Below are 18,040 nucleotides of genomic sequence, written 5' to 3'. Positions count from 1 at the left end.
CCCATCTGGCTTGAAAACAGTTTAGAGAATAAATGCCACCGAAAATCGTGCCTGTTTTTGATCCCTTATTTGCTTCTCGGCAACTGGAACATTATAAGAACATTACAGCAGTAAGCGGTTGCTTCAAGTACTTTTTTGGACAGAAATAGAGCGTGTGATGAAAGGCGCGGCGAGCGGATTCCAATGCACCATATTTGTGGGATCGTCTGGAGAGATTAGAGGGCGACTTGAAAGCCGCTGGTTCGCAATAAGTATCGCTGTTCTAACGATATGAAGTCGGGTTAGGCACTGATCGATCATACGTGAATGTCTCCACTGTCTTTGCCCCCTTTATATCGAAAGGAAATCCCTTGTCGGTCAATGTCATTTCGCGAGTGACATCAATCGCCCGACCGGTATCAGCGGACGTTCGGAACACAATATTTGCGCGGCGGCGCCCGCGCTGCCATTCTCCGACGTATGTAATTATTTTTTGCCCATTGACGGTTTCATCCGGTTGGCGGGCGCAATTGGAAAAGGTTGGGTAGTCGGGATCAAGCACCATGAGGTCTCTATGATGCAGTGACCAGTTTCCATTGGCGTCACGTTCAAAACGGTCCAAGCCGTTAAATCTGGCCTCAACAAGGAAAGTACGTGTTGTCGAACCGGGTGGTGTATGTGTAATTGTCGTCTGGTACCGGCTGACGTTTCTGGTGTTTTCATAAAACTTGTTCACCTCAGCACATGAGCGATCTGCCGAGACAGGTGAGGCCACAAATACTGCCACGAAAAATGTGAGAAATCCTGCCCGCATAATTGGTGCCCGCCTTCACCGCTCCAGAACGCAATGATTATTTGCAGACTGGCCTTAAAGCAAGCCATCACACGATTCGATCAGACACAATACGGCTTCTTCGGGCAGCGTGATTTGAATATGCAGGTGTTGGATAGGCTGGAGCGAGTAGAGCGCGAATCGGCGGTCTAACCAGCCGTAGGCAAAGGCACAGAGTTCCTAATGATACCGATCAGACGCATGACGTCGTTGTCGGTCAAAATCAAAGCCTCATACCAATCGATTTCTTTGTCCGGCAGTTTTGCAAACAAAGTTGAAAAAAGGTTCGGGTTTTTATCGAAGAGCTTCTCTGCCCAGGCCCGAGAGTTGTGCTTGATAACGTTTACAAGACAATGGATCTCCGTAATTGAAGGATCGGTCACTATTCCTTTTGCGTCCAGCTTCGCAATGAGCTTTGGATGTGTGAATTCATTGCTTCCCACAACTGACCGAGCGTACCGCTCCCATTGGTGATAGATTGACATCATAAACGACTTTCTGAAAGTATTGGCACATTCGGTCGCTTCTTCTAGCTCAAACTCGTGAACAATGACCTCGTCAAAAATTACGTTCCCTTCTGCATCACGTTCGACGATACCTCCATTCTCCATGTAATGCGCTAATTTAGCCTCGGCAGATCGTATCCGCTCATAAAGCGCCTCCATCGAAATTTCGAAACTTGATTGAAGTAGGTCCAATCCGAAGTGGAGCTTGTAAGATCGAACGTCGAAGAAAAAAGATGCCATCCGATTTATTGTCCTGCTCTTTGGGCCGGAAAAATATTTGCTTTTTTAGGCATGGGCGGGCATTCACATAACACTATCCAAGAACGCGACGATATTGCCAATTTTCAGTATGTAAAGATGTTCTCGTCCGCCCCGTAAGACCATACCTGCCAGATAGGCGGCTGGCTGGTTGGGATGCATCTGAATAATAAAGACAGTGCCACCACTCAATCCATCCGGATCGAAATCGAGTGGTGGGTCAATCTTCAATATTACGGTCGAATTATCGGCGGGCTGCCTGCCTAGTCGGCAAATTATTGTCCGCTTGACCAATCCTAGATGGTTCTTCTCTTCCAGCTCATACTTCTGGTCCATGGAAGGAAACCCGCAGACCACTGCGCATAAAATATCATCATTGTAACCGCTCGGAGGAATACGATTTAAACCAAAGAATCGGGACCTCAATTCGGGGTGCGCAGCGCAAGGCTCCGTGAAGTCAAACGCAGCGACGTCCAGATGGTCTGTTTCAGAAGGTCCGGTTAAGTTGAAGTGCTTTACACCCCCACTGGATACCAAATATTTTCCGTCATTTGTGAACATCGAGACGTGCTCGGGGTCCACGTCCTTTAATTGGTGCCCGGCGCACACAAGAAAATACCGTCCCCTGTAGTAGACAGGTAAGGCCGAGCCTTTCAAAGTTACCTTGTAAACTGGGTGTTCGTTGTAAACGACAAGATTGGTAACGTATTTGTTGAGTACATTTTCGAGAGATCGTGCGGGGATCGCGACACCGTTTAGCATGACGCTCAAGTTGCGAAGCGTTTTGATATCGATATTTTTCAATTGATTTTCACGGCCTTCGGGACTTATTCCTTCAATCTAGCGAGCATTGCCTGGAGCATCGGAAGGTCGGCTTGAGCTTTCGCTAAATCCGCATCCGTAGTATCAACTTCGGAACCCGGTCCGTGATGGCAATGAGAAAATCTCGCGCCACCCGTTATGGCAGTGATCCTGCCATGCAAAATGTCGATCTCTTTTTCCAGCCAAGTTATTTGCGCGTTCTTCATGACCGCAAACCCTTTTCCCCATTTGCATCAAAATACTCGCGAACCGCCCATGCTTTGGCAACCAACCGGTCCACGGCGCGATCCTTTTCACTGTTGGTCTCGCCTGTCAGGCCGTGCTTCTGACGGATATAATTGCGCATTTCCTCAGGGCTGAAATCTTTTTTGTGCACCACCTCATGGAGAGCCCGTGCAAACTCCCTATCTTGGATTGCATGGTTTGAATGCCAGTTTTCAGTGTCAAAGAAGTTGTCGAGCGCTTCGTACATTTGTTTCCCTCCCATTTCGGTATCGGACTATGGCAAGAAATAATGAAGCTGTCTCTACCAATTCCGCTCGGTAACGCCGCCTCATGCCCTGCGCCTCATCTTGCCGTTGCGCCACTTATCAACCTTGCCGGTTGATGGCGGGCGGCCAATGGCCTCGATGTATATGTCAGCTTCTTTAGCTGCCTCAATGAAAGCCATTCGCGCAACGCCGGGCGACAGCTTCCCGTCATAACATTCCAGCAGTGCATGCTTGGCGATATCGAGCCTTTCAGTATCCGTGCCAGGCCACTCATTCACAATGAACTCTGCGGCCTGCATGATGGAGGTTATTACCTTCATCATGCCGAGTTGGCGGGTCATTACGGTTACTTCTTTGAAGGGTTTATCTTCCATGAGTCGGTGAACGACTCTTGCGGCGGATCAGTTCCGCTAAACCTTGCCTTCGTGCTTATGCTTAAAGCAGAATTGCGTTATTATGTTTCTAGTGCGAATTGCATTGCGCACGTCGGGAGGGGGTCTTGAAGAGATTTATTCTGATTATCGTTGTGGCGGTTGTATGTCTCGGCGGTACTGTCTGGTATCTCTTTGCTTCCACCGTGAGAGGCCTAACTGATGCTCAAGTCGCCCTGGAAAAGAAAGACTATGCCGAAGCACTGCGCCTTCTCACGCCGCTCGCAGAAAACGGCGTAGCGCAAGCTCAGGTTAATCTCGGATACATGTACCACACCGGTCTGGGCGTGGATGTAAACTTCAATATTTCGACGGACCTTTATCGGAAGGCCGCAAATAAAGGCGATACCGTTGCTCAGTTTAATTTAGGTTTGCTTTATGAAACTGGTCAGGGGGTGCCAAGTGATCGGAGCCAAGCCTTATATTGGTATCGATTGGCCGCTGACGGCAATTATCCGTTCGCTCAATACAAGCTCGGTGGGGCTTATGATGCTGGACTAGGGGTGGCAAAAAATGATGCTACTGCCTTCAACTGGTATGAAAAGGCAGCGAACGGCGGCGTGCCGGAATCGATGTACAATGTTGGAAGCATGTATCTTAACGGTTTGGGGGTGTCTCAAGACGACGCCAAGGCTTATGCTTGGCTTGAAAAATGCTCAGAATTGAATTTGTCAAACTGCCAAAACGCTCTAGGTCTCATGCACCACGACGGCCGGTCAGTACCTGTCGATTACAAACGTGCATTGGAACTGTTTGAGAAAGCGGCCAATCAAGGCGACGCATATGCTCAATACAATGTAGGTGGGGTGTACTATAGAGGTGACGGTGTTGAACAAAGCACCAGCAAAGCTGCCGAATGGTTTAGAAAGGCTGCTGCAAACGGTCATGAGTCATCCCAGCGCATTTTAGACCAAATGACAGAGGCGGGGCTGCTAGTGAAAGGATAATCTGGAACTCAGCAACGGTTGTTCGCATCCGGTGCGACGGGTATTCGGGCTTAGGCGAGGGCGGTGTTTCAGACATCAGAACTTTTTCGATAAGATTGGGTCATATTCCAAGGCAAGTATGACCATGACCAACAGGACCATTGCGACGCAAATAAACCCAAGTTGATAATAGCCGTTCGGCCAAACCACCTTGGACTCTTGAGATTTATCAGCCCACACCGCCTCAATCTCTTCGTCTTGTTTTTCAGACATCAGGCTTCTTCTTTGATTTCGACAAATAGATGACGGACTGCGCTACGTTTTGATCAGCCACAAGGACGTTGTCAGCGCCATTTTTTATTGCGCACTTCACGCCAGACGAACCAAGTAATTGGGTGGTTTTCTGCATTTTTAGAGAACAAGCTATCGCGCGCTATTAATGGCCATCCCAATGTAAGTAAGAGACTTGCAATACTGAAAGGGAATAACCCCACCACTGCCAAAGATATAACAGTGAAGAGTACTTCAACCGAATGTGGTGGACTGCCGTCTTGTCCAGAATAATACGCTGTTAGACCAACCACTGAAATGAATAAAAAACAAAAAACTGCGAGGCAAACTAAGCATGCGAATTTGGTCATTCTTATAGCCCCCAGCGGTGGTGAATACTTATAGTAGAAAAATTGCAGCCCCGCTCGATCCAGAAAACGCCATTCTTCTACAATCGTCGACACTAAACCCTCAACATCCATTTTCGTGTTCAATTACATAATAATGACTTGCCGTTGTATGATACTCGCGTAGATCTAGAATAGTCCTTTAATATGGAAAGAATTTAACGTGTGGATTAGATGGGGCAAAATCGTCTTCATTTCCTCAGTCTTTGCATTTTTGTCTTTTATACCGATCCTATTAATTATTGATCTGGTCATGGATAAAATTGAACGATGGAACTTCCCTTATCAAAGTGGAGATGAAATCGCAGAGATTTTGATTAATGATGCCAAACGCAATGGTGGAATAGCTTCGTTGTCGTCTATTGCTGATAAAGTTTGCGTCAGTGCAGATGGAGTCGGGCCAAACAGAAACATCGATAAATTTTTTCGTGATATCCCCGTGAAGTATATTGAAACTGATGCAAGTGAAGGAGTGTGGTTCATTTACATCCAACATAACAACTCGGTGATTATTTATGGTGTTTCCCAAACAGTGCTGAAATGGGGGTCAATTATGGAAGACCCTCCAACGCCTTACAATCAAAATGAGTTATGTCCTCAATCAGTCCAAATATCAGACTGGCACGGCAGACCTTCAATCACACGTTTTCTTGAAGAATAGTCGTCATAGGGCGGGCGTCAGTGGTCAGGAATGCGAAGATATCACCCAACTTATTGCGGGAACCCTTCGGCCTGCCGCCCCGATATTTCCCGTTAGGAAACGGCCACTCTCTGGATCTTTGATTGGTTGGTCGGTCATTAAGAATTGATCCTGCATGTCTCCTTAGCTGAATGTCTGTCGTTGGTTACTTTTTACGCGCAACATAGACGGCTTGTTCGAGCACAGCTGGATCATCAATGTACTCTTCGACATGAAAGGCCCACCTAAAGTGGTTTTCAAACCATTTCTGAGGGATGGCAGCCCATCCGTAGAAGTCCCCGCTTAACATCCCACCGCCGCCTAAGCCATTCACATCAGAATACGCGTGTTGACCGGACTGGAACTGTTCGACGGATCTTTGAGGATTCCGTCCCATGTATGTCCCAATGCTAGCTTCCATTGCGCTCGGATCGGTCTTTTGATTACAGGCCAAAACCAATTGTAGGAACCGCATAGATTGCGTCGTGAAGATCAATATACCGTTTGGTCGAAGCGCACGATGTAACTCATTCAACCAATGGACAGCAGACCCTTCCGACAGGTGGGAAAACACAGAATAGGAATAAGCGACATCGAGGGAATTGTTGTTAAATGGCAGATTTCCGGTTGGCTCCAAGAGATACCTTGTTCCTTTTACGCCACTGTCCTTGCACCAATTCAACGCCTCCGGATCGACATCAGCCAGTTTCAGGGCCTCTGCGTCTACAGAGTTTTGAAAGAAACGAGCAATTCTGCCCCACCCACAACCAAAATCCAGCACTTGCGTGCTGTTCGAAGGTGACGAATAGTCCTGAATAAGCGAGACGAACGGCACCACTTCACTTAGCGCATCGCGACCGCTCCGCCCCACAAACCGAGCCTGCACTTCTGGTGGCGGAAAGCCCGGTAGATCACCGTCTTGTGCATCGGCGCTGGCAAGTATTCGACCAATAAAACTATCCATTACCCCTCCCGAGTATCCATAGTTTAGAGGTGTACTCTACCAGTCGCAAAGTGATTTCGGCAATATAGTCTTTGCTGCGATTTAATTCTCTGTAAAAAACAATGTAATAACGCGCCATACCAAGATTATTCAGATCTGCGATGAGAGTTGTGCAATCACATACGCAGAAGTCGATAAGGTGAGAAAGTGACGCTAGGTGGTTATTGACCAATTTCATGCCTACCGCGAAGTGGTTGAGGAATGGTCATCTAATCCATCAACTGGATCAACCCCTTACCAATCTGACTTTGCGACCGTCGATGAAAATTTGGCTTGCGCTTTACTGCAGGAGGAATTCAGGTATCAATTGCTCCCGGGGCAGAGGGATGACCTCAAGGGGATAAATCATTGAAACTATCAAAGGTAGTGGTGTGCTTTTTAACATTGGCAACTACGGGTTGTGCGACAACGTATGAAGGACGCGGGTTAACCGACGCTTCGAAGGTATCGGGTAATGTAACGGTAAAGTCAGGGCGCATGACGTACGTCGATCAATTGCTTTCATATGATGAGGCATGTCGTGAAGGTGGCCCTGTCTCGATGAAGGTAATAAAACTACCGAAGAACGGCAAAATTGGATTTTCAACGGTTAGAAACCAACCAGTGACGCTTCCACGGAGCGCTAAATTTTATCATTGCAACAACAAGAAGTTGATGCATATCAACGCCGTGTACATGTCCAAGCCGGGGTTTGTAGGAAATGATAGTGTCACCATCCGCAATCTTGGTGTGGGCTTTACGCAGGATGTGACGGCTCATATTACCGTCACCAAGTAAAACGAAAGATTGAGGCTCCTAAGGCCAGCTGCAACTATCCCTTCCTCTCATCAATACGAGCTCAATATCGAAAAACGTACAAACTAGCTAGAAGTGGTTAGCCTAACTACTCGCCTCCTACTTGTGCGGAGCCTCCAATACCGATTGATTGTCCCTGGGGAACGAATGGGGATACGCATAATGAAAAGAATTTGCTCGCTGCTAATGGTGGCGGCGATTGCTGCTGGCTGCACGACTTCAAGCGAAAGCTTCTACAAGGATAAGACCAAAGGGGATAAAACTTCTATCTGCCGTGCCTACCTGAAGGCGCAAGACCCGACATTCAGGCTCGATCTTGAGATGGAGCTTACTCGGCGCGGGATTGCTCCACTCAATTGCCCTTCAATTGTTCAGGCGCAAAACACTGCCATCGCTGCTGGAGCGGCGGTTCTACTGGTCGGCGCGGTTGCGGTTGCATGCGCAAACAGCAGCAGTGGTTGCAGAGGTGGAGGAGGATAAAACGCGGGCTCCGATTGGGATATGTTCTACAACCAGTATGGTCAGCTTGTGTGGGCTTGCCGTGATATCACAACGGGTCAGTTTGCTTACGAATACACGTGCTCAGGGAAAGCGAAAACCGATTATCGTTGGCCTGGTGTCTAGTGTATCCCTCAAAGGATTTCTCCAAGAGGTAGGCCTGAGCGGGGCGCATTGCTCGATTCATTTGCTATCGCCTGTCCAGCCAGTTTAAGTGAACGAACTTCAACGGGAAAAACAAGAAATGCCCACGACCGACGATTTCCGAAGTGAGCTGATTGCACAACTAGACCGTGCTCAAAAGCAAGGCCGTTCACATGTTGAAATAAATGCTGGCGAGCTCCATCGTATACTAGGTGGTTATCCAAGTCATGACCACGCAATGCCGACGTGCTGTAAAGTAATGCGAGAGGAATTGGCGAAAGGCAGGGGATCAATCATCTTCGAACCTGCCGGCGGTCAGGGCGCGTCCCTTACTATCCGATACGAGCTCGCTCAGAAGCTAATTGGGTAACACCTCTTCCACTCTGTTGTCTTGGTGAGACAAGCTATCTTGCCATCGGATGCCCGAATGGAGACAAGTTAGCGGCAGATGGATGACGATATCATGCTTATTACAAAACACTGCAAGCCAATAGATCGCGAGCGAATGCTCGTGGGGCATTTCAAAATTGGAACTATAAGGGTGTATGCCAATCGCAAGGACGGCACCGGTTTGATGTCCGATACGGACGAAGGGGTAGGCGCGATCAATCTGCCGGGCCCCCACTTTATCAGCCAACTTACTACATCGTTCGGAGCCAATATTCGTGATAGCTATTTAGGAACTTCGGGGAACGCAATCAGCTACAACACAGTAACGGACGGGCACATATTTTGCAGTTCACGAGGGGGCTACAATGAGGCTCGTCATCGCGGGATGGTTGAGGGAAGCGACGAATACGAGAAGAATGAAGAGGTTACATCCTTTGTTGTAATCAACGTCACGAAGTTCAAAATTGCTTTAGCTGCGCTGGCCAAGAAAATTGGTCGGGGGCAATGGGTGGGGCAACCAGTAGCGTACGGTTCACGCGATACCACAACTGATGTTATTGGAGCAAACGCAGCATATTCTGCGTTTGGAGTTTCAGCACACCTAAAGAAGGTAGCATTCACGAAACCCTCTCTTTACGCGGTGGAAGAAGAATTTCGGTTTATGCATGTACCGAAGATGCCGTTGTCTGTATTTGAGCCAATATTCATTTGCGATTACTCCCCGAGAATCCAATTATTATTCAGGCGGTCAATCTATGATAAAGGTCGATAGCGCCTAACGCTGCTGCGGACCTTCACGTTCTGGAGCAACAAGCTCTATCCTAGTAACAACCGACAATGGGTTATCAGCATCCCCCGATATCTGGAGAGGAAGCACCTTGCCAAGCAAGGCCATGAAGGGACCAGGGTTGTCTCTTGCCTGCTTTGTAAGGTACGCAACCATATCGCCATTACCCGCATCAGTAGCCGCCTTCAGTATGGCATCCTTGAGTAACGCGCTGATTCTGTTCGGTGAACCGGCTGGCCGCCCTTTGCCTCGATTTCCCGTATTTTCGCCTATTTTATTCATCGACTTACACCCCAGTATCCAAATCCCGGACTACGTCTCACTGGATTCATTTCTGTCCGCTGACTTGACGATAATGCGCTCGATGCGCGTGACCGTCTCAACGGGCTTTCCATCTGGCCCTGAAACTTCCTGAGAAATTTTGTCGCCATATTTTTTGGGTGCCATCTTACTCATGAGCCACTTCCTTGTGTCTACTCGCAGACGTGCTCGGGCAATGACATCTGATTTCACGACTTCACGTCCGTCCGCGGTGATACCAACATCTCCAGCGCTATCGTCGGCAATCTCCAGTATCTCTTCTGCCAGGGCATTAGTTCTAGCCTCCATTGCGCGCGCGTACTGCTCCGAAAAGCCGGGATGCTTTGAAAGCCACAAGAATACGGTGCTAGCGGCTGGCATGCCTTTGTCGGTGCATACATCACGCAGAGAACGGCCCGAGGCCAAGGCAACGCATATGTTGGCTACCAGCTCGTCGCTGTAAATAGATGGTCTGCCACTAATCTTGTCGTCACTGCTCATCATACCCGCCCTCTTGTATCAATCCACCCCCACATATTAATGGTGTTAGAGGATATCGTACCTGCGGGAATACCGACGCCGTGATACAACTGACGGGAAGTATCAGTAAAAAAACCGCCCTCAATCCAGTTACCGGACGTAGCATTTGCTCCGGCTGGAGCGGCAACATTCTGGACCACAGTTACGCCCGCCGTACCGTTTTCAGCATCCCCAAAAGTATTGAAGGCATTTGAAGATGGATTAACGACGAGGTTGACCTGCATAATAGGCTCAACAACAATGCCATCGGGAACGGAAAGTAATCTTAAAACGGGTGGAGATACCGCAGCAGTGCTATTGTATGGTGTTACCGATACACGGCGTTTAAACTTATCACCTTTTTGATGAAACCCTATAATCGTTGCCGCTTCGCGTATAATAGAACCAATCCGTCGCTTGCGGTCGTAATTGGTTGGCATCGTCGGAGCAGTCGCAGAGGTGGAGAACAGGGCATCCACAACACCCGTATCTGATCGTTGTATAAGCCAGATATGGTAAGTGCCATCGGCTATGGACCCGGTGTCCAGCCCCCCTTGGTTTGACCCAACTGCCCAACCAGCATCAAGCCGTTTGGTAATGGCAGAAGCCAATGTCAGTTTTCTATAGGGCGAGGTGTCGGCGGCGCATTCACCAACCGCAATATCGAGGTCATTGACAGCATCCCCGACATTGTTGGACAGCGTTAGGCCATGAAGATAACCACGAGGCGCGTAGGTGGTCATCGTGCCGTCATCGCGAGCCGTGGCAATGTCTGCCATCATTCCGCGAAACATGGCATCAATATTACTGACAACCTGGATAGTGCCGTCCGTGGAGAGTCCGCCCACTTCGGTGTTTGAAGAGGCCGTTGAAGACCAAGCTGCTACCGGCATGATAAAATCCTAACTTCGTATGTTGCTAGCTTGAAAGCCATAAAGGGGAGAGGGGTTAAAGCTGAGCTGCTGCGATAAAAAACTCGTCTATGTCGGCAGGAGATTTCCCGTAATCGTGGTGGAATGCCGTCTCCAATCGCGGGCAGTTGCGATGTACGATTTCTGTCGCGGGCCAGATACCAAACATGCCTAAAGCTGCTGCTTGCTTTGCAAACTGAATCGCAGACACGGCGGAGGGAACGCCGCTGTTAACGTCGGTCATGATGTGTTTTCCTTTTCTACAGAGTTCGAAATCGCGATGATTAGGCGACTATTGTTTTAAAGCCTCGGAAGGACGATATTGCGCGTACAGGACAGAAAACGGGGTTTTATGAGCGACAAACAGCAGAAGCCAATTATTGATCTGCATGAATCCGAATGGAAAAGAACCGGCAAACATGAGCCGGTACTTGGTCCAAACGGCAAACAATTTCTTTGGGCCATTCCGCTCGCAATAGGGAGTTTTCTTATTGCGCGGACAATTATAGAAGCCCTGTGGCCCCTGCTGTGGCCCCACTAATTGCGCGGCGCAGATGATTAGGTAGTTGTGGGGCTTTATAGACAAAACCACGTGCCGCTGCATCACGCAGAGTATTAGCCGCTGTAACAGCACCCCTGTCCGCAGCTCTTCCGGCAACATGACCTGCAATAGGTGCAGCCGCATTGATAAGCAGTCCAGCCGGTCCAAGCACCAGAGTAGATGTAGCGCCGACCGTCTGCGGCAACGAGGCGCTAATCACGCCGCGTGGTGCCAGCTTCGACAGCCAGTTGACCATCTGTGAGTTGGACCCACCCTTTGCCATCTGGCGGATAAGCGCAACTTCGTCTTTAGACCAGCTAGACGTGGCTTTACCCTTTTTGATCTGGGTATAGAGCTGCGACATACGCTGGCGGATAGTATTTGCCATACCTGACTGTGTGTACTTGCCAGTGTCGACATCAGCTAAGTCAAGCAGGTCTTCAATCGTCTGTGTTTTGGATTTTTGAGCCCACAGTTTGCGAGCATCTTTTACGTAGCCAAATCCTCGAATGTCGCCAGTGATGTCCGTTGCGTTCACGTTATCTGAATAGTGATTGATGACCTTCTGAACACGATCCAGGGTAAATTTGTCCTGTGGCTGAGCATTTTTCATAGCCATGCGCACCGACTGCTGAAGTTCATCCAGAGTTTGGAGGTCCACAGGTTTACCTCGCATAGAGGCAACATCTTCGATAATTCCAAGTGTGTTTGGACGGAGGGTAGGATTGGGCCGACCAGCAGCCATCGCCACGTTGTTTGCAAGCTTGTCGAATGATCCGGGCTTGATGGCTATCCCCGCAGCACGTGATTTTTCGTACAGAGCCTGAGAGGCATTCGCTAGCTCATCCACACCGGGAGCCGGATCCATGGCCTTGGGTGCGCGAAGGCGTGATATAAGATTGCCGCCCGCTTCGAACACTCCACCTGTTAGTGCCCCGATAGCTGCGCCTCTACCCGCTTCTTGCAGCCGTTGACCTTCCTCTGCATTGGCAGCACCATAAAGTGCGCCATATGTAGCACCCTCACCCCCTGCCGCCGCCGTCTTGCCTAGACCACTGGATGCACGACCCATAAGCGTTGCGCCACCCCATGCGGGGCGCGAGGCAGTAACAGCGCCAACACCGCCCATTGTAAGGGGACCAGATGTAACGCCAGCGCCCAAGGCAAGCCCGCCAGCCACATCGCCAATCAAATTGGCAGCAGTGCCGCGTTTTTCCTTTAGAGCCGCTTGTAGAGCCTGTTCGCGCTTATATGCCTCGCCATAGCCAACACCATCACGGGCCATACGAGCCAAGCCGCCAACTGTTCCAGAATACATTTCGTCAGCAAAGGGAAGATTGGCGCTTGTCGCATCGGCGGCACGACGCATTAGGCCGCGCTCGCCTTGCATTTCATTGATTTTGGATGCCTCAAGATTGGCACGAACAAAGCGGTCGGTATCTTCCTTTGGTGCATTCTGGAAATCGGTCGTCATCCCGGACAGTTCAGGGTTTGCCCCCTGCATTTCGGGTAGAGCGCTCCCATCCTGCAATTCTGGGAACTTTTGCAAAATCATCCCACGGATTTGCTCTCTCGGCATATCTGCGGGAAAGCGCACTTTTACCCCATCTGGCATAACCACAATTTGACTATCCGAAACGGGCTGCTGTGGCTGAATACCTATTTGACCGGCAATCTCATCAACCGTCGCATTTTGCTGTTCGGGCGTTAGACGTAGAAAGCTGTCATCAACCTCCACTCGCTTGCCCTGAATATCTAATATCGGCACGATATTGCTCCACTGTTAGACGAGGTCGAGTTCGCTCAAGGCTTTGAGAGTCAAAGCATCACGGGCGAAGTCAGCCAGGGTTTGCCCACGCTTGCGAGCAGCTCTTTCGAATAGCTGGCGCTCTTCCAATGAAACACGAGCATGCACAGCCTCCACCATCGGATGGCATCTGCGAATAGCAGCCATGTCAGAATCCTTGAATAATAATCTAGATTTAGTTGCGTTTCGAAGTACATGTTGCGGGAAACGCTATATGTGGAATCCGTTCTCGCTTCTGCGCGGTTTTCCACTATGCCACTATCGAGTGAAACTCAGACCGAAGCAACGCTTAAATTCCTCAAATTCCGCGTGTTCTTATCGTGCAGAGCGTTGATAGTCGGTAAGGGCCAGAGCATCCGCAGAGAGCACAATATCAAGCCCAATGGGGTCCACCCGCCAGGGGGCTTCCGGACTTATCCGGTAGCCAATGCCATACCGTAAAATCCATCGCTTAATGCAGTCGGGGGATTTCTTCGCCAGGGTTGCCGCATCTCGGACGGAAATTGACTCTGGAGCCTTGGACATGGGTGAGTAGGGGCGGGGCAGTTCTGTTTCCGCTGTCTTTAACCCCCAATGGACCGCGAGGGCATCTAGACCGCTACTGAGTAACGCTCGTGCCCATCGCTGGTCACGAACCGATAGACCCAACTCAGACAGGGCGGAACCTGTGCCCACTATACGCCAGAGCAAGTTGAATGCACCCCGATCTATCCTATCCAGAACATCGTGGCATCGCTTCATTGCTGCTCCTGCATCGAGAGCTTTGTCCGCCTCAGCTTGACCGCGTAATCCCCCATCTACGCGAACTCGGGTGTAGTCGAAGGCCCTTGCCCCTGCCGCGCCCATTGCCTCGCACAGGGCTCTGAATCTGTCTGCTGCTTCCTTCTGGGCGGCATCAATGCTTTTCCGAGCAAACATTGTTTCTACAGCACTCTCGCGAATATTCTTTCGAGCAGTGGTTTTGGGAGTGTTCCATTTCTCGCCAGCATGCTGCGGAGAGAAGGAGGGGTTGTCGATCTGAACTATATGGATTTCTGATTTCATCGACGCTCCCTTTCTCTTTGATACGTTGTCAGAGCATCTGCGTCCGCAGAGAGAACAATCGCCAGTCCTACCGGATCAATGTGCCAAGAAGCACCTTTGTGTAGTTGCTTACCTATGCCGTACCTTTTGGCCCAACGGGCAACCGTGTCCTCAGATTTCTTGGCGATTAAAGATGCATCGTAGAGCGATATTGTCTTGCTAGCGCTCATGCCGATTTGCCTCCTGGCTGGTTCCACCAGTACACGAGACGTTCCGCCTCAACATCGACTGCGGCAAAAAATGCCCCTACCTGCTCGTCTTGTTCGTCTTCCGACAGGCCTAATTTTTCCAGATGCTTGAACAAGGCATCAGACACTTGCGACCTGTAGTAGTCAGCAGCGCGAGCGGACGATTTTTCGACAAGCTTTTCAGCGACGTCACGGACTTTTCCGACGCGATGCGTAAGTGGGAAAAGGATGATTTTGCATGGATTGGCTGAATTGATCAGGGGGAGTCCACGGATGAAGGTGCTATCCATAAGCTTTTATACCCCCTGCCAAACTCTGATAAGCACTACACAATTGTGAAATTGGTTGGTGTGTTGATTTCATTGAGTTTTTCATGATGCCTTCCTTTCAAAACTGGCATCCGATTTCACAAAGGGGAAGCGGGTGATTTCACTTTTGTGTAGCGAGCGTTTTTTCTTACGACCATGTTCCTTTGACCGTTCTTCTGCTTTTTGTGGCTTCACTTTTTTCCAATGGGCCGCTTTGGCGTCATCAACGTTCTTCCATTCGTGAGTAGGTGGGTTGCCCTCATGGTCACCCAAGAACGTCAACCGGTACAGATTGGGATGGGCAGTTCCATCAGCAGCGCGACCCATCCTTTTCGCCAGCAGGCCCTTAAAGACCAGCTCATCACAACCATCAGCAATAAATCGATGGGTTACTCCATAACGCTCAAAGTCCGGATGGGTGACTATTAGCTGACCATTGCATTTCCGGCCTTTGATCGAATGTTCCCCAAGTATTCGGAATAGGCATCTATGAGCATTAACTGACAGGCTGGTGAACGAGGGCGAAAACATAAGTTCCTCAGATAGCCAGATCCATGGGCTATCCTTCTCAGGAGCATTATGCTTGATTACCCGGGCCTCTTTCTTGGGCGTAACGATTCGTGTTTTTTCACGTTCGGAGTATACGGCCATTAGCTAGCCCTCCCGATTCCTCGAGCGTGGCGAATAGCCAAACAGGCTTCAAGAGGCGTCAACCCAAAACGCTCACGCAATTCAACGACAGTGTTATCTAGTGGTTTCAACTGAAGAGCTAGCCATTGGCTAGCTCCCAGTGTTTTGGCGTTTAACGGAGGTGTGTCCATCAGGCCACCTCGCTCTCTTTGAGAATAACAAGCTCAGTTACAAGCTTGTAAATTCCATGTGAGCCGGGGAAGGGGCCATCATGTTTTTCGACAATCGTTTCAATCTCGATGCCAAAATCATGCCGTAGGACGCGGACATGCTCAGAGAGCCGAACGCCTGGGAACTGCATAGTGGTAATTCCCTGGCTGCCAGCTTTGACCAATTGCTCTGCTGTCCAAGCTACGCGACCTGTGAGGATAAACGACTTACCCTCGTCTCTAATGGCAGCGCAAATCTTGTATGCACCGCGCTTTGCGGTTGTGGAATTGCTAGTAAATGGTACTATCATCGTGCTGTTGCTTTCTTGGGAGAAGGTTCAGTTTACGCTCCGTTGACAGTCGCTCGTCGCCAAACTGGACGACCGTCAACGGAGTTTCTATTTGTAATGTTGCGTATTTTTTCATGCGGCTATTCCCGTTTTGTTCCCAGCCGGTAGGGCCGACAACCACGCATCAGCGTCCGTTCGGAGAATGAGAGTGCGCTGACCGGCCTTCTTAATCGGAAGACGACCCGATTTGATTTCATTAAATACAAACGTTCTGCCAACTCCGTAATTCTGGCAGAAGTCTTGAATGGTTATTGCGACCTTGCTTTCCACTTGCCATGCTTCCTTGAAAATTGTTGCGCTCACGTAATTTTCTTAATCACGTGTAAGTAGAATCACTGAAGCAAGTCCCAATGGCAAGCTGCGAACACGCATACATCTCTATGAATGGTGGATAGAGTTGGGAACAACATGAGGAGCTTGATTTCCTCATTGTTTCATGATTCCCCAGCGGGCGAATCGGCGCTGTGCTTTGATTTTTAAATGTAGTTGGTCAAGCTTCCTCCATTTTATTAAAGCGCCAGAGCGGCCATAGGCTCGCTCAACAGCTTCCCGATTTTGTGAGAAAGCACATCGCGGCTATGCGAAAAAGAAATGCAGAAGGATCAGGAGGGGGTTAACTGCTCTGGGCTCTCCTGGCGGATAACATCAAGCTTATCTGCCCACCATTGAGCCATTTTAACTCGCTCGTCCCAGTAGAGTGAGCGATGGTAGGCCCGGCGTACTAGATCAGCACCAATGTGTGCAAGTTCCGCTTCGATGACGTCGGGTGACCATCGGCCACTCTCATTCAACAGCGTTGATGCTGTCGCGCGGAAGCCATGTGATGTGACCTCATCACTCGTAAAGCCTAGCCTCCTCAATGCCCCGTTTAACGTATTCTCGCTCATGGGGCGCATCCGAGATTTTATCGATGGGAATACTAACTTGCCGTCACCAGTCCGTTCGTATTGATCGCGGAGCGCAACTATGGCCTGTTTCGGTAACGGCTTGCGATGCTCCCTGCGCATCTTCGCTCTGGCAGCGGGTATAGTCCACACGGCCTCATCCAAATTAAGCTCGCTCCATTCAGCTTGGCGTAACTCGCCAGGGCGTGGGTAGAGGTATGCCATTAGCACCAGCGCAATCCTGGTATCGGGTGTGCCATCGTAACCCCATATCGCCCGCAATAGACCTCCTAGGGCCTTTTGGTTGGTAATGGCGGGTCGATGGGTGACAACAGGTATTGTCAGCGCTCCACGCAGCCCACCTGTCGGATCATTTTCCGCACGGGCGGTAGCTATGGCGAAGCGGAAGACTTGCCCAATGGTCGAACGAAGCCGACGCGCAGTTTCGTAATTGCCTTGGCTCTCAACTTTCCTCAGAGGAACGAGTACCTCAGCCGAGCTAATCTCAGAAATCGGTCGGTGGCCAAGGTCGGGCCTTGCTAGGTCGATCAACCAGTTCTTTTTAGTCATCGTAGCTGTAGCCTTGCCTTCCTGTTTAACCTTTTTCAGAAAGTCGTCAGCAACCGCGTTGAATGTTGTGGCATTCGATGTCTGTCGATGGATTTTATCGAGTTTGGCCTGCTGCGATGGATCTATGTTGGATGCCAACAGTTTCTTGGCCGAGTCTCGCTTCTTACGAGCATCGCCAAGGGACGTTATTGGATAAGAACCGAGCGCTAACGTTTTCTGCTTGCGATCAAAGCGATATGCAAGACGCCAAAGCTTTGAGCCTTGCGAGGTAACCAGCAGATGCAACCCACCTCCGTCGCTGAATTTGACGGGTTTATCGCTAGCTTTGATGGCTTTGATTTGCGTATCGGTCAAAGGCACTTGTTGGTATCCAACTAATCCGATGTTGGCTTTTTCAGGAAAGCACCCCGAATATACCAACAAAATTTGTGGATGCCAACAACCAGCCATGAACGCCGGTGGACGGTAAACAAGAAAAAACCCCGAATTAACGGGGCTTTTCTAGTCACTTACGGACGTTGG

25 protein-coding genes are annotated in these 18,040 nt (G+C 49.7%); 5 read left to right on the top strand and 20 right to left on the bottom strand.

Translation table 11 applies throughout. The features are described 5' to 3' along the window. Positions 1–262 precede the first annotated feature (262 nt). From ACTJI9_RS11195 to ACTJI9_RS11170, 6 genes are all read right to left on the bottom strand, one after another. Complete coding sequence (locus tag ACTJI9_RS11195; protein ID WP_440808020.1) at positions 263–793, bottom strand: hypothetical protein; 531 nt, start codon at positions 791–793, stop codon at positions 263–265. Positions 794–960: 167 nt separating this feature from the next. Continuing rightward, on the bottom strand, positions 961–1,557 hold the full coding sequence (locus ACTJI9_RS11190; RefSeq protein ID WP_440808017.1) for a hypothetical protein: 597 nt from the start codon (positions 1,555–1,557) through the stop codon (positions 961–963). Positions 1,558–1,620: 63 nt separating this feature from the next. After that, complete coding sequence (locus tag ACTJI9_RS11185; protein WP_440808015.1) at positions 1,621–2,379, bottom strand: hypothetical protein; 759 nt, start codon at positions 2,377–2,379, stop codon at positions 1,621–1,623. Between the two features lie 23 nt (positions 2,380–2,402). Continuing rightward, a complete protein-coding gene (locus ACTJI9_RS11180; RefSeq protein ID WP_440808013.1) occupies positions 2,403–2,603 on the bottom strand; it encodes a hypothetical protein in 201 nt (66 codons plus the stop codon). Further along, positions 2,600–2,869: a hypothetical protein gene (locus ACTJI9_RS11175; RefSeq protein ID WP_440808011.1), complete on the bottom strand. Its 270-nt coding sequence runs from the start codon at positions 2,867–2,869 to the stop codon at positions 2,600–2,602. Before ACTJI9_RS11175 ends, ACTJI9_RS11180 begins: the two co-directional genes overlap by 4 nt. An 81-nt stretch (positions 2,870–2,950) precedes the next feature. Then, a complete protein-coding gene (locus tag ACTJI9_RS11170; RefSeq protein WP_440808008.1) occupies positions 2,951–3,229 on the bottom strand; it encodes a DUF982 domain-containing protein in 279 nt (92 codons plus the stop codon). A 158-nt stretch (positions 3,230–3,387) separates the two neighbouring features. On the opposite strand from ACTJI9_RS11170, the gene ACTJI9_RS11165 reads away from it, so the two are divergent. Beyond that, positions 3,388–4,266, top strand: coding sequence for a tetratricopeptide repeat protein (locus ACTJI9_RS11165; RefSeq protein ID WP_440808006.1), 879 nt, complete (start codon positions 3,388–3,390; stop codon positions 4,264–4,266). 75 nt (positions 4,267–4,341) lie between these two features. On the opposite strand, the gene ACTJI9_RS11160 is transcribed toward ACTJI9_RS11165, so the two are convergent. Continuing rightward, positions 4,342–4,518: a hypothetical protein gene (locus ACTJI9_RS11160; protein ID WP_440808003.1), complete on the bottom strand. Its 177-nt coding sequence runs from the start codon at positions 4,516–4,518 to the stop codon at positions 4,342–4,344. 71 nt (positions 4,519–4,589) lie between these two features. Further along, complete coding sequence (locus tag ACTJI9_RS11155; RefSeq protein WP_440808001.1) at positions 4,590–4,997, bottom strand: hypothetical protein; 408 nt, start codon at positions 4,995–4,997, stop codon at positions 4,590–4,592. Between the two features lie 178 nt (positions 4,998–5,175). On the opposite strand from ACTJI9_RS11155, the gene ACTJI9_RS11150 reads away from it, so the two are divergent. Continuing rightward, on the top strand, positions 5,176–5,583 hold the full coding sequence (locus ACTJI9_RS11150) for a hypothetical protein (RefSeq protein ID WP_440807999.1): 408 nt from the start codon (positions 5,176–5,178) through the stop codon (positions 5,581–5,583). Between the two features lie 184 nt (positions 5,584–5,767). Here the strand turns inward: ACTJI9_RS11150 and ACTJI9_RS11145 are convergent, their stop codons facing one another. Then, positions 5,768–6,565, bottom strand: a complete 798-nt coding sequence (locus ACTJI9_RS11145; protein ID WP_440807997.1) for a class I SAM-dependent methyltransferase — start codon at positions 6,563–6,565, stop codon at positions 5,768–5,770. Between the two features lie 387 nt (positions 6,566–6,952). Between ACTJI9_RS11145 and ACTJI9_RS11140 the strand changes: the two genes are divergently transcribed. The 3 genes from ACTJI9_RS11140 (at position 6,953) to ACTJI9_RS11130 (ending at position 9,203) form a co-directional block, all read left to right on the top strand. Further along, complete coding sequence (locus ACTJI9_RS11140) at positions 6,953–7,381, top strand: hypothetical protein (RefSeq protein WP_440807994.1); 429 nt, start codon at positions 6,953–6,955, stop codon at positions 7,379–7,381. 180 nt (positions 7,382–7,561) lie between these two features. Next, positions 7,562–7,879, top strand: a complete 318-nt coding sequence (locus tag ACTJI9_RS11135) for a hypothetical protein (RefSeq protein ID WP_440807991.1) — start codon at positions 7,562–7,564, stop codon at positions 7,877–7,879. Between the two features lie 610 nt (positions 7,880–8,489). Beyond that, positions 8,490–9,203, top strand: coding sequence for a hypothetical protein (locus ACTJI9_RS11130; protein ID WP_440807988.1), 714 nt, complete (start codon positions 8,490–8,492; stop codon positions 9,201–9,203). Positions 9,204–9,206: 3 nt separating this feature from the next. On the opposite strand, the gene ACTJI9_RS11125 is transcribed toward ACTJI9_RS11130, so the two are convergent. The 11 genes from ACTJI9_RS11125 to ACTJI9_RS11075 all read right to left on the bottom strand — a co-directional run bounded on the left by ACTJI9_RS11125 (position 9,207) and on the right by ACTJI9_RS11075 (position 17,878). Next, positions 9,207–9,500 (bottom strand): hypothetical protein, encoded by a 294-nt coding sequence (locus ACTJI9_RS11125; protein WP_440807986.1) that lies wholly within the window; start codon positions 9,498–9,500, stop codon positions 9,207–9,209. Positions 9,501–9,530: 30 nt separating this feature from the next. Continuing rightward, on the bottom strand, positions 9,531–10,022 hold the full coding sequence (locus ACTJI9_RS11120) for a terminase small subunit protein (RefSeq protein WP_440807984.1): 492 nt from the start codon (positions 10,020–10,022) through the stop codon (positions 9,531–9,533). Further along, entirely contained in the window at positions 10,019–10,930 is a 912-nt protein-coding gene (locus tag ACTJI9_RS11115) for a hypothetical protein (protein WP_440807981.1), read from the bottom strand. The genes ACTJI9_RS11120 and ACTJI9_RS11115 overlap by 4 nt, the downstream gene beginning before the upstream one ends. Positions 10,931–10,985: 55 nt before the next feature. Beyond that, positions 10,986–11,192, bottom strand: a complete 207-nt coding sequence (locus tag ACTJI9_RS11110; RefSeq protein ID WP_440807979.1) for a hypothetical protein — start codon at positions 11,190–11,192, stop codon at positions 10,986–10,988. A gap of 259 nt (positions 11,193–11,451) precedes the next feature. Beyond that, positions 11,452–13,257, bottom strand: a complete 1,806-nt coding sequence (locus ACTJI9_RS11105; protein WP_440807977.1) for a hypothetical protein — start codon at positions 13,255–13,257, stop codon at positions 11,452–11,454. A gap of 15 nt (positions 13,258–13,272) precedes the next feature. After that, positions 13,273–13,443 carry a hypothetical protein gene (locus ACTJI9_RS11100; RefSeq protein ID WP_440807974.1) on the bottom strand — a complete coding sequence of 57 codons (171 nt, stop codon included), beginning with the start codon at positions 13,441–13,443 and terminating at the stop codon, positions 13,273–13,275. Positions 13,444–13,611: 168 nt separating this feature from the next. Continuing rightward, entirely contained in the window at positions 13,612–14,340 is a 729-nt protein-coding gene (locus ACTJI9_RS11095) for a hypothetical protein (protein ID WP_440807972.1), read from the bottom strand. 205 nt (positions 14,341–14,545) lie between these two features. Beyond that, positions 14,546–14,857, bottom strand: coding sequence for a DUF6074 family protein (locus ACTJI9_RS11090; protein ID WP_440807971.1), 312 nt, complete (start codon positions 14,855–14,857; stop codon positions 14,546–14,548). Positions 14,858–14,938: 81 nt separating this feature from the next. Continuing rightward, positions 14,939–15,526 carry a hypothetical protein gene (locus ACTJI9_RS11085; protein WP_440807969.1) on the bottom strand — a complete coding sequence of 196 codons (588 nt, stop codon included), beginning with the start codon at positions 15,524–15,526 and terminating at the stop codon, positions 14,939–14,941. Positions 15,527–15,695: 169 nt separating this feature from the next. Next, positions 15,696–16,025 carry a winged helix domain-containing protein gene (locus ACTJI9_RS11080; protein WP_440807967.1) on the bottom strand — a complete coding sequence of 110 codons (330 nt, stop codon included), beginning with the start codon at positions 16,023–16,025 and terminating at the stop codon, positions 15,696–15,698. Between the two features lie 641 nt (positions 16,026–16,666). Beyond that, positions 16,667–17,878 (bottom strand): tyrosine-type recombinase/integrase, encoded by a 1,212-nt coding sequence (locus ACTJI9_RS11075; protein ID WP_440807964.1) that lies wholly within the window; start codon positions 17,876–17,878, stop codon positions 16,667–16,669. Positions 17,879–18,040 lie beyond the last annotated feature (162 nt).

This window comes from Phyllobacterium sp. 22552 (assembly GCF_052044585.1).
Classification (GTDB): domain Bacteria; phylum Pseudomonadota; class Alphaproteobacteria; order Rhizobiales; family Rhizobiaceae; genus Phyllobacterium; species Phyllobacterium ifriqiyense.
Note: the sequence above shows the minus strand (reverse complement) of the source record. Positions and strands in the feature narration are given on the sequence as shown.